Annotated in this window: 10 protein-coding genes; 9 read left to right on the top strand and 1 reads right to left on the bottom strand. The window is 69.9% G+C overall.

Annotated features, from left to right (window positions below; genetic code table 11):
* The first annotated feature begins 193 nt into the window (after positions 1-193).
* A complete protein-coding gene (locus tag ACWC2B_RS02470; protein ID WP_450714574.1) occupies positions 194-1,354 on the top strand; it encodes a sensor histidine kinase in 1,161 nt (386 codons plus the stop codon).
* A gap of 27 nt (positions 1,355-1,381) precedes the next feature.
* Here ACWC2B_RS02470 and ACWC2B_RS02465 read toward each other — a convergent pair whose 3' ends face one another.
* Positions 1,382-2,389 carry a rod shape-determining protein gene (locus tag ACWC2B_RS02465; protein ID WP_450714573.1) on the bottom strand — a complete coding sequence of 336 codons (1,008 nt, stop codon included), beginning with the start codon at positions 2,387-2,389 and terminating at the stop codon, positions 1,382-1,384.
* 101 nt (positions 2,390-2,490) lie between these two features.
* Here ACWC2B_RS02465 and folC point away from each other — a divergent pair, with 101 nt between their 5' ends.
* The 8 genes from folC to rodA all read left to right on the top strand — a co-directional run bounded on the left by folC (position 2,491) and on the right by rodA (position 11,501).
* Positions 2,491-3,996 carry a bifunctional tetrahydrofolate synthase/dihydrofolate synthase gene (gene folC / locus ACWC2B_RS02460; protein ID WP_450714572.1) on the top strand — a complete coding sequence of 502 codons (1,506 nt, stop codon included), beginning with the start codon at positions 2,491-2,493 and terminating at the stop codon, positions 3,994-3,996.
* Between the two features lie 4 nt (positions 3,997-4,000).
* Complete coding sequence (locus ACWC2B_RS02455) at positions 4,001-4,351, top strand: DUF4233 domain-containing protein (protein ID WP_450714571.1); 351 nt, start codon at positions 4,001-4,003, stop codon at positions 4,349-4,351.
* 87 nt (positions 4,352-4,438) lie between these two features.
* Positions 4,439-4,852 (top strand): nucleoside-diphosphate kinase, encoded by a 414-nt coding sequence (gene ndk / locus ACWC2B_RS02450; RefSeq protein ID WP_382588548.1) that lies wholly within the window; start codon positions 4,439-4,441, stop codon positions 4,850-4,852.
* A gap of 266 nt (positions 4,853-5,118) precedes the next feature.
* The gene (locus ACWC2B_RS02445; RefSeq protein WP_053727412.1) at positions 5,119-6,138 is read left to right on the top strand and encodes a rod shape-determining protein; all 1,020 of its coding nucleotides are present in this window, start codon (positions 5,119-5,121) and stop codon (positions 6,136-6,138) included.
* Between the two features lie 123 nt (positions 6,139-6,261).
* Positions 6,262-7,368 (top strand): rod shape-determining protein MreC, encoded by a 1,107-nt coding sequence (mreC, locus tag ACWC2B_RS02440; RefSeq protein ID WP_450714570.1) that lies wholly within the window; start codon positions 6,262-6,264, stop codon positions 7,366-7,368.
* Positions 7,369-7,380: 12 nt separating this feature from the next.
* On the top strand, positions 7,381-8,055 hold the full coding sequence (gene mreD / locus ACWC2B_RS02435) for a rod shape-determining protein MreD (protein WP_450714569.1): 675 nt from the start codon (positions 7,381-7,383) through the stop codon (positions 8,053-8,055).
* Positions 8,056-8,074: 19 nt separating this feature from the next.
* Positions 8,075-10,303: a penicillin-binding protein 2 gene (gene mrdA / locus ACWC2B_RS02430; RefSeq protein WP_450714568.1), complete on the top strand. Its 2,229-nt coding sequence runs from the start codon at positions 8,075-8,077 to the stop codon at positions 10,301-10,303.
* 4 nt (positions 10,304-10,307) lie between these two features.
* A complete protein-coding gene (gene rodA, locus ACWC2B_RS02425; RefSeq protein WP_450714567.1) occupies positions 10,308-11,501 on the top strand; it encodes a rod shape-determining protein RodA in 1,194 nt (397 codons plus the stop codon).
* The last annotated feature ends 71 nt before the right edge of the window (positions 11,502-11,572 follow it).

The raw sequence follows: 11,572 nt of genomic DNA, 5'->3' as shown, positions 1-11,572 counted from the left end.
TGTGAGGAAGGCCCCCAGGATCGGATCCTGGGGGCCTTCCTCGTGCCAGGGGGGCGGGCATGGGGGCAATGCCCGGGAGCCTTACGGCCACCGGGGGAGGGCCGAACGGGCAGAGGCCCGCGTGCGACATATCACTAAATTTGGGCCGTTCGGCTCAGGTGTTCGGGCCCAAAGACCTTGGATGATGGAGGGCATGCACACCCCGCCCTCCCCCTCCGCGCCGCAGCGCGCGCTGGCGGCGGTACGTGCCGCGGGCACGCGCTGGGTGGGCGAGGAGCGCGCCCTGGACGTGCTGATCGCGCTGAGCTGCTTCGGCCTGATGGTCCTGGACGTGCCGGGCCTGGCCAGGGCCGACAACTCCCTCAACAGCTACACCGCGCCGCCGGTCCTCGCGCTGGGCGCGGCCACCTTGCTCTTCCGGCGCCGCTGGCCGTGGCTGCCGTATCTGGTCGCGCTGTTCTACCTGGGCTGGCTGCACCAGCTGAACCTGGTGCAGTTCGCGCTGTACTCGCTCGGCCGCTTCCGGGGCCGGCGCGCGGCCGTCCTCGCCACCGGCGCGTACATCGTGGTGGCGTACGCCCTGTTCAACCTGCCGGGCTGGCCCGACACCCGGGGCGAGACGCTGAGTTCGTTCCTGGCGATCGTGGTGCCGGTGGGCGTGCTCGCCTCGGGCGTCGGCATCTCGGCCTACCGGCACGACCTCGTACGCGAACTGGAGGCCCAGCGCGCCCAGCACGCGGCCCTTCACGCCGTGCAGGTCGAGCGGGTCTCGGTGGCCCGGGACGTGCACGACATGGTGGGCCGGGAGCTGACGATGCTCGCGGTGCGTTCCGAGGTGCTCGCGATGCGGGCCAGGAACGAGCCGCACCACAAGGACTTCGAGGAGCTCGCCGACACCGCGCGCCGGGCCCACCTCATGCTGAACGAGATCATCGTGCGGCGCGCGGACGAGCGCACGGCCACGCCCGGCCTCGACGGCCTGCACGCGCTCGCGGAGGAGAGCCGGGGCGCGGGCACCCCGGTCGGCCTCGACATCGAACCGGCCGCCCACCGGCTGTCCCCGCTGCGTCAGGCGGCGGTGTACCGGGTGGTCCAGGAGTGCCTGACCAACTCGGTCAAGCACGCCCAGGGCGAGCCGGTCGCGGTGACGATCCGGCTCGCCGAGGGGGACCTGGTCGTGACGGTGCAGAACCCGCTGCCCCGCTCGGGACCGGTGAAGGCCCCGGTCTCCACGGGGACCGGGACCTTCTCGATGCGGGAGCGGGTGGAGAGCATGGGCGGCTCGCTCGCCACGACCCGTACCGACACCACGTACGAGGTGCGGGCGACGCTTCCCGCGGGCGCGGTCGGCTGACCGGGCGGCCGGTCGGCCGGAGCGGCCCTACGTGCCGACGAGCAGCTTCTGCAGCTGGTCGAAGTCCTCCACGCACTTGCCCGAGCCGAGCGCCACGCAGTCCAGCGGGTTGTCCGCCACGAAGACCGGGATGCCGGTCGCGGACGCGAGCCGCAGGTCCAGGCCCGGCAACAGGGCGCCGCCGCCGGTCAGCACGATGCCGTGCTCCATCACGTCGCCGGAGAGCTCCGGCGGGCACTCCTCCAGGGTCACCCGCACCGCCGCGATGATCGACTCGACCGGCTCGTCGAGGGCCGCGCGCACCTCGCGCGCGCTGAGCTTGAGCGTCTTGGGCAGCCCGCCCACCTTCTCGCGGCCCCGGACCGTGAAGGTCAGCTCCTCCAGCTCCTCGTCGCCCGGCACCGGCCAGGCCGACCCGATCGCGCACTTGACGTCCTCGGCGGTGCGCTCGCCTATGAGCAGCGAGTGCTCCTTGCGTACGTAGTCGGTGATCGCGGTGTCCAGACGGTCGCCGCCCACCCGCAGGGACTGCGAGGTCACGATGCCGCCGAGCGAGATCACGGCGACCTCGGTGGTGCCGCCGCCGATGTCCACCACCATCGAGCCGCGCGGCTCGGCCACCGGGAGCCCGGCCCCGATCGCCGCCGCCATCGGCTCCTCGATGAGGTGCACGGCCTTCGCGCCGGCCCGCTGCGAGGCGTGCACGATCGCGCGGCGTTCGACCGGGGTCACCCCGCTCGGCACGCACACCACCATGCGGGTGCGCGGGCGGCGCCCCGGCACGGCCTTCTTCACGAAGTGGCGGATCATTTCCTCCGCCGCCTCGTAGTCGCTGATCACGCCGTCCCGCAGCGGCCGGATCGCGGTGATCGAGCCGGGCGTGCGGCCGATGGTCTCCTTGGCCTCCGTGCCGACGGCGAGCGCCGTGCGGCCGCCCTCCTTCATCGCCACCACGGACGGCTCGTTGAGCACGATGCCCTGCCCCCTGGCGTACAGCAGGGTGTTGGCGGTCCCGAGGTCGATCCCTATGTCCATGATCGCCAAGTTTGCCCGGAGAGTCTGTGGGACCCGGGGGTCGAACGTCCCGAAAGGGGCGGGTCCAAGGTCCTGTCGGTGCCCCTCCGTAGACTGGTCCTGTGACCGAGCAGCCCGACCGCAGTGAAGCCGATGACTTCGACGGAATCGTCGAAGCCGAAACCAATCGAGACCCCGACCTGGCGGTGATCGAGGCCGGCAGCCGCACCCTGCGCACCCACGGCGGCCTGCCCCAGGGCGACGCCGCGCCCGGCCGGCCCGCCGACCCCGAGGTGGACGCGGCGCTGCGCGCGGTCGAGACCGAGCTCGCGGGCCGCTGGGGCGAGACCAAGCTGGAGCCGTCCGTCAGCCGCATCGCCGCCCTGATGGACGTCCTCGGCGAGCCGCAGCGCGCCTACCCGACGATCCACATCACCGGCACCAACGGCAAGACCTCCACCGCCCGCATGATCGAGGCCCTGCTCGGCGCCTTCGAGCTGCGCACCGGCCGCTACACCTCGCCGCACGTCCAGTCGATCACCGAGCGGATCAGCCTGGACGGCCTGCCGATCCCCGCCGAGCGCTTCGTCGAGACGTACGAGGACATCAAGCCGTACGTCGAGATGGTGGACGCCAAGGAGGAGTTCCGGCTCTCCTTCTTCGAGGTCCTCACCGGCATGGCGTACGCGGCCTTCGCGGACGCCCCGGTGGACGTGGCGGTCGTCGAGGTCGGCATGGGCGGCTCCTGGGACGCGACGAACGTCATCGACGCGGGCGTCGCCGTGGTCACGCCCATCGACCTCGACCACACCGACCGGCTGGGCAACACGCCCGCCGAGATCGCCGTCGAGAAGTCCGGGATCATCAAGCAGGGCGCGACCGTGATCCTGGCCCAGCAGCCGGTGGACGCGGCGCAGGTCATGCTGAAGAAGGCCGTCGAGGCCGACGCGACCGTGGCCCGCGAGGGCATGGAGTTCGGCATCGTGGGCCGTGAAGTCGCCGTCGGCGGCCAGCTCCTGACGCTGCGCGGCCTCGGCGGCGAGTACGAGGAGGTCTTCCTCCCGCTGTACGGAGCCCACCAGGCGCACAACGCGGCGGTGGCGCTCGCCGCGGTCGAGGCGTTCTTCGGCGTCGGCTCGCAGCAGGCGGGCCCGCTCGACATCGACACCGTCCGCAAGGCGTTCGCCTCCGTCGTCTCGCCGGGCCGCCTGGAGGTCGTGCGCCGCTCGCCGACCGTCGTCCTGGACGCCGCGCACAACCCGGCGGGCGCCCGCGCCACCGCGGACGGCCTGACCGAGGCGTTCGGCTTCTCGCGCCTGATCGGCGTGGTGGCCGCCAGCGCCGACAAGGACGTGAAGGGCCTGCTCGAAGCATTCGAGCCGGTCTTCGCCGAGGTCGTCGTCACCGCCAACACCTCCATGCGCTCCATGGACGTGGACGAGCTGGCGGCGCTGGCCGTCGAGGTGTTCGGCGACGAGCGGGTGGTGGTCGAGCCGCGCCTGGACGACGCCATCGAGGCCGCCATCACCCTGGCCGAGGAGGAGGACGAGTACGCGGGCGCGGGCGTCCTCGTCACCGGCTCCGTGTTCACGGTCGGCGACGCCCGGCTGCTGCTGAAGAGGGGCTGAGCCGATGCGTACGCTCTGCGCGTCCACCCTGATCGGTGAATTCTTCGTCATCGCCTTCGCCGGCCTGGTCGCCATGAAGGACCCGGACCTCGCCACCACCACCGTGTGGACGGTGTGCGGCGTCGGCATGCTGCTCTCGGTCCTGCTCTGCGGGATGCTCGGCCGGCGCGGCGGCGTCGAGCTCGGCTGGGCGCTCCAGATCGCGCTGATCGCGAGCGGTTTCGCCGTCCCGCTGATGTTCTTCATGGGCGCCCTCTTCGCGGCCCTGTGGTGGGCCTCGGTCCACTACGGGCGAAAGATCGACGAGGCGAAGGCCAGATTCGCGGCGCAGGCGGAGGCCCAGCCGCAGGGCTGAGGGGCGGCGGAGGGACCGGGTGACAGCGGTTCAGCTACACCCGGTAATCTCGGCGGACCGCACACGTTTGCCAAGGAGCCGTACACCATGACGCAGCGCACCCTCGTCCTCCTCAAGCCGGACGCCGTCCGCCGGTCGCTGGTCGGCGAGATCATCGGCCGCATCGAGCGCAAGGCCGGCTGGCAGATCACCGCGCTTGAGCTGCGGACCCTGGATCAGGACACTCTGGAGCAGCACTACGGCGAGCACAAGGGCAAGCCTTTCTACGAGCCGCTCGTGGAGTTCATGTCCTCGGGTCCGGTCGTCGCGCTGGTCGTCGAGGGTGAGCGCGTCATCGAGGGCGTACGCCAGTTGGCGGGTCCCACCGATCCGATCGCGGCGGCGCCCGGCTCGATCCGTGGCGACTTCGGGACCATCGTCCGGGAGAACCTCATCCACGCCTCGGACTCCGAGGAGTCCGCGGAGCGAGAACTGAAGATCTTCTTCCCGGGCCGCAGCTGACATTTCCTGACGGGATGTCAGCCATATAGCGCTCATGACCTGGGGCGACCGAAGGAATTTCGGTCGCCCCCCGGCATATGCGGGGCGACTTCGGGAACGCATCGCCCCGACACGACGTCACCAATACTGAGGTGGACCACCGCGCCGTGTCCGCGCAGGCCGGACTACGATGGGGCCTCACGCTCTACGCACCCACCTCGCCGACCTGAGAAGCCGTCAACGCTCGATTAGGGAAGGCCGGACGCATCCTCATGGGGAGCAACAAAATGTCGTTCATCGGCCGTGACATGGCTGTCGACCTCGGGACCGCCAACACGCTGGTGTACGTCAGGGGCCGCGGAATCGTCCTGAACGAGCCGTCCGTCGTCGCCATCAACACCAACACCGGCGGCATCCTCGCGGTCGGCGCGGAAGCCAAGAAGATGATCGGCCGTACGCCGGGCAACATCGTCGCTGTACGGCCGCTGAAGGACGGCGTGATCGCCGACTTCGAGATCACCGAGCGGATGCTCCGCTACTTCATCCTGAAGATCCACAAGCGCCGGTACCTGGCCCGCCCGCGCGTCGTGGTCTGCGTGCCCTCGGGCATCACGGGAGTCGAGCGCCGCGCCGTCATCGAGGCGTCCACGCAGGCCGGTGCCCGCCAGGTGCACATCATCGAGGAGCCCATGGCCGCGGCCATCGGCTCGGGTCTGCCGGTCCACGAGGCGACCGGCAACATGGTCGTCGACATCGGCGGCGGCACCACCGAGGTCGCCGTGATCTCGCTCGGCGGAATCGTCACCGCGCAGTCGATCCGGGTGGCCGGCGACGAGCTCGACAACGCGATCATCCAGCACATCAAGAAGGAGTACTCCCTCCTCCTCGGCGAGCGGACCGCGGAACAGATCAAGATCACGATCGGTTCGGCGTATGACCTCGACAAGGACGAGCACACCGAGATCCGCGGCCGCGACCTCGTCTCCGGTCTGCCCAAGACCGTCGTGATCTCCGCCGCAGAGGTGCGCAAGGCGATCGAGGAGCCCGTCAACGCGATCGTCGACGCCGTCAAGACGACCCTCGACAAGTGCCCGCCGGAGCTCTCCGGCGACATCATGGACCGCGGCATCGTGCTGACCGGCGGCGGCGCCCTGCTGCGCGGCCTGGACGAGCGGCTGCGCCGCGAGACCGGCATGCCGATCCACATCGCCGAGGACCCGCTGGACTCGGTCGCGCTCGGCTCGGGCAAGTGCGTCGAGGAGTTCGAGGCGCTCCAGCAGGTGCTGGACGCCCAGCCCCGCAGATAGCCCCCGGGGCCCGCCGTCCGCCGTATGGGTCACTGCCAACCCGTACGGCGGATCGTTGGTATACAGATCGAAGAGATCTTGTAGATCACCCACATTCCTACGAGGAAGGCACGGCCGCCGCACGTGAGGGACACACGAGAGAGCCGGCTGCTCCTGGTGCTGCTGATCGCCGTAGCGTTCGCGCTGATCACGGTCGATATCAGAGGCGGGGCGAATTCACCGGTGGACGGCGCCAGGCAGGCCGCCGCAGCGGTCTTCGGGCCGGTGGAGAACGGGGTCGCCGCCGCCGTGGACCCGGTCGGCAACGCGATCGGCGCGGTACGCGACTCGGGCAGGCGCCACGACAGGATTTCCACCCTGCAGGCCGAGAACGAGGTGCTCAAGCAGAAGCTCGGCAGCGACGCCCGCAACCGCAGCCGCCTCAACCAGCTCGACTCCATGCTGAAGACCGCCGGCGAAGGCCAGTACGGCATCAAGGCCGCCCAGGTCATCGCCATAGGAGCGGCCCAGGGCTTCTCCTGGACGGTCACCATCGACGCCGGGTCCAACGACGGCATCAAGCGCGACATGACGGTGCTCAACGGCGACGGCCTGGTCGGCCGGGTAACCACCGTCGGCCCCTCCACCGCGACCGTGCTGCTCGCCAACGACCCGGACTTCACCGTCGGCACCCGCATGGAGAGCAGCGACGAGCTGGGCTTCGCGACCGGCCACGGCGACCGGCCGCTGTCGGTGCAGCTGCTCAACGGCAAGGCCAAGGTCAACCCCGGCGACCGCCTGGTGACCTTCGGCTCGCAGGCCGACAAGCCGTTCGTGCCGGGCGTCCCGGTCGGCGAGGTCGTCAAGGTGGACCCCTCGGGCGGCGACCTCACGCGCACCATCTACGTGCGCCCCTTCGTCGGCTTCACCAAGCTCGACATCGTCGGCGTCGTCGTCGAGGCCCCGCGCACCGACCCGCGCGACCAGGTCCTTCCGGCCAAGCCCAAGCCGACGCCGACCCCGACGGTCACCGTCACGGCCACCCCGTCCGCCACCCCGAACGGCCAGGGCAACACCAACATCGCCGACCAGAACGCGAACCCCAACCCCAACGCGAACGCCAACCCGCCGGCCGCGAACGCGAACCCTCCCGCGGGGAACGCGAACCCTCCCGCCGGCAACGCCAATCCGAATCCACCCGATCCGAACGCTGATCCCAACGGCAACGCCAACGCCGACGGCGACCAGTAGGAGCTGATCCAGATGCGTGTCAACAGGGTCCTCCTCTCCGCCGCCCTGATCGTCGTCGCCCTCGTCGTCCAGGTGAGCGTCCTCGCCCGCCTCCAACTCCCGGGCGCCGTACCGGACTTGGTGCTCCTGACCGTCCTCGGTCTGGCCCTGGTGTACGGCCACCTCGGCGGCGCCTTCGTCGGATTCGGCGCCGGGCTGCTCGCCGACCTCGCGCCGCCCGCCGACCACGCGGCCGGGCGCTACGCCCTCGTGCTGTGCGTGATCGGCTACCTCGCCGGCCTCGCCAGGCCCGACCACGGCCGACTGCGCACGGCTGCCGGGCCGATGCTGGTGGTGGTCGGCGCGGCCATCGGCTCGACGCTGCTCTACGCCCTGGTCGGCGCGCTCGTCGGGGACACCGCGGCCCGCCATGTCGGCCTGCCCGGCCTGCTGTTCACGGCCGCGATCTACGACCTGCTGCTCGCGCCGTTCATCGTGCCGCTGATCATGGCGATCGCCCGGCGCGCGGAGCACGACCCGCTCGCCGAGAGCGCCGGCAACGGCAGTCCCAGGAACAACATCACCTCCGGCTGGCTCTCCGGCGGCACCGGCCTGCGCATCGGCAACCAGCGCGGCGGTCTGCGGATCAGGGCGGCCAGGAGCAGAGCGGCCCGCGCAGGCCGCATCAAGGGCGTCAAGCGACTGTGAACCAGGGGGTCGTCACGGCATGAGCAACATCCCTGAGACCGGCCGCACCCCCCGGGTGCAGATCCGGCTCGTCATCATCCAGGTCCTGGTCTTCTCGCTCCTGCTGACGCTGGGCGGACGCCTGTGGTACCTGCAGATCCGCAACGGCCAGGAGTACGAGGACGAAGCCAAGAACAACCACGTCCAGCAGGTCGTCCAGCCCGCCGTGCGCGGCTCCATCCTGGACGCCCGCGGGGTCCCGCTCGCCGACAACGAGACCCGCCTCGTGGTCTCCGCCTCACGCACCGACCTGAGCAAGATGCCCGACCGGGGCAAGGCCGTCCTGACCCGGCTCGCCGAGGTGCTCGGCATGAAGCCGCAGGACGTCATGGACAAGGTCAGGCTCTGCGACGCCAAGACCCCCAAGCCCTGCTGGAACGGCTCGCCCTACCAGCCGATCCCGGTCACCGACAAGGCCACCACCCAGCAGGCCCTCCAGATCCGCGAGCGCTCCGAGGACTTCCCCGGCATCACCGCGGACCCCACCGCCGTACGCCGCTACCCCGCGCCCGGCAAGTCCAACACCGCCCAGGTGCTCGGCTACCTCTCGCCCGTCACCGACGACGAGATCACCAAGGCGAAGGACAGCGACTCGCCTTATCTGCGCTCCGACCAGGTCGGCCGCTCCGGCCTTGAGCGCACGTACGACAAGCAGCTGCGGGGCAAGGCCGGCATCACCCGGTACGAGGTGGACAACCTCGGGCGGGTCATCGGGCAGGCGCAGAGCGACAAGGCGCAGCCCGGCGCGAACGTCGTCACGTCGATAGACGCACGGGTGCAGGCGGTCGCCGAGTACGAGCTGAACAACGCGATGGTCGAGGCCCGCAAGCAGTTCGACAAGATCACAAACGAGAACTACAAGGCGGACTCCGGCGCGGTCGTCGTGATGGAGGCCAAGACCGGCCGGATCGTCGCCATGGCATCGGCGCCGACGTACGACCCGAACGTCTGGGTCGGCGGGATCTCCGCCAAGGACTACCAGCAGCTCACCGGCAAGGACGGCAACTACCCGCTGCTGAACCGGGCCATACAGGGTCAGGCCGCGCCCGGCTCGACGTTCAAGGTGGTCTCCACGGCCGCCGCGGTCGAGGCCGGCTACAAGTGGGACGGCGGGTACCCCTGCACCAGCTCCTACTCCGTGGGCGGGCAGGTCTTCAAGAACTTCGAGGGCGAGAGCTTCGGCCCCATCTCGCTCGGCCGGGCCCTTGAGGTCTCCTGCGACACCGTCTTCTACGGGCTCGCCGACAACGAGTGGAAGAAGGACGGCGGGATCAACCCGAAGAAGGGCCAGCCCAAGGACTTCTTCTACAAGGCCGCCCACCAGTTCGGCCTCGGCAAGGTCACCGGAGTGGACCTGCCCAACGAGGTCACCGGCCGCGTCCCGGACCGCGAGTGGAAGGAGAACCTCTTCGCGTCCATGAAGGACAGCTGGTGCAAGACCGGCAAGAAGGACGGGAGTTACGTCGAGAAGATCGCGTACGAGAACTGCCTCGAAGGCAACAAGATGCGCGAGGGCGACGCGATCAACTACTCCATCGGCCAGGGCGACACCCTCGTCACGCCGATCCAGGAGGCCATGATCTACGGGGCGATCGCCAACGGGGGGACCATACACGCACCCACCATCGGCAAGGCGATCATCAGCGCCGACGGCAAGTCCGTCCAGGAGATCAAGCCGAAGGTCAACGGCAGGCTGCCGGTCAGCCAGGCCACCCTCGACGGCTTCAACAAGGCCCTCGCCGGCGTCGTCACCGGCGGTACCGCCGCCTGGAAGTTCCAGGGCTGGCCGCAGGACAAGATCGAGCTGCACGCCAAGACCGGCACCGCCGAGGTCTACGGCAAGCAGACCACCTCCTGGCTCGCCACGTACTCCAAGGACTACACGGTCGTCATGACGATCTCCCAGGCCGGTACGGGTTCCGGCGCCTCCGGTGAGGCCGTGCGCAGGATCTACGAGGCGATGTACGGCGTCGACGACGCCGGACACCAGGACCTCAGTCGCGCCATGCTGCCGCAGCCCGTGGAGTCCCTGCCCAAGGTCCAGGCCGACGGCTCCATCGACGCGCCGACCGTCACCGCGTACGACCCGAACGCCGGCAAGGTCAAGGACAAGCTGGGCCCCGACGGCCAGCCGCTGCCCAGCGGACAGCCGCAGCCCAACAACAGCCCGGCGGCGAACGTCGACAACCGCAACCCACGGAGGGACTAGCGCCATGGCAGGTTTCTCCGTCCAGCGCTACACACCCAAAGAGCGCGGCGCCTTCGCCAAACTGACCGCACGCGACTCGGTGGTGCGCAGGCTCGACTGGCCGCTGCTGCTCGCGGCCCTCGCGCTCTGCTTCGTCGGCTCGCTCCTGGTGTGGTCCGCCACCCGCAACCGCACCAACATCAACCAGGGCGACCCGTACTACTTCCTGATCCGGCACGCCATGAACGCCGGCATCGGGCTCTGCCTGATGATCGGCACCATCTGGCTCGGCCACCGCACCCTGCGCGGCGCGGTGCCCATCCTGTACGGGCTCTCGATCCTGCTGCTCCTCGCGGTGCTCTCGCCGCTCGGCGCCACCGTCAACGGCGCGCACTCCTGGATCGTGCTCGGCGGCGGATTCTCCCTCCAGCCCTCCGAGTTCGCGAAGATCGCGATCATCCTGTGCATGGCGATGCTGCTCGCGGCCCGGGTCGACGCGGGCGACCAACTGCATCCGGATCACCGCACGGTCGTGAAGTCCCTCGGCCTCGCGATGATCCCGATCGGCTGCATCATGCTGATGCCCGACCTCGGCTCGACCATGGTCATCCTGGTGATCATCCTCGGCGTGCTGCTTGCCTCGGGGGCCTCCAACCGCTGGATCTTCGGGCTGCTCGGTGCCGGTGTGGTCGGGGCCGTCCTGGTCGCCGCGCTCGGGATACTGGACAAGTACCAGATCAACCGCTTCGCCGCGTTCGCCAACCCCAAGCTCGACCCGGCCGGCGTCGGCTACAACACGGGCCAGGCCAGGATCGCGATCGGCTCCGGCGGCCTGACCGGCACCGGGCTCTTCAAGGGCTCCCAGACCACCGGCCAGTTCGTCCCCGAACAGCAGACGGACTTCGTCTTCACCGTCGCCGGTGAGGAACTCGGCTTCGTCGGCGCGGGCCTGATCATCGTGCTGCTCGGCGTCATCCTGTGGCGCGCCTGCCGCATCGCCCGCGAGACGACCGAGCTGTACGGCACCATCGTCGCGGCCGGCATCATCGCCTGGTTCGCCTTCCAGTCCTTCGAGAACATCGGCATGACGCTCGGCATCATGCCGGTGGCGGGCATCCCCCTGCCGTTCGTCTCCTACGGAGGCTCGTCGATGTTCGCGGTGTGGGTCGCCATAGGGCTGCTCCAGTCGATCCGGGTGCAGCGGCCGATAACGGCATAGCGGCCAGGGCTTCGGACCGGTCCGAGAGATGGCCGGTCCGGGGCTCTGCCACCGACCGCCGATCGCGTCTA

Source organism: Streptomyces sp. NPDC001415, from assembly GCF_053597395.1.
The sequence above is the reverse complement of the archived record's forward strand: the minus strand, read 5'-3'. Positions and strand labels throughout refer to the sequence as shown.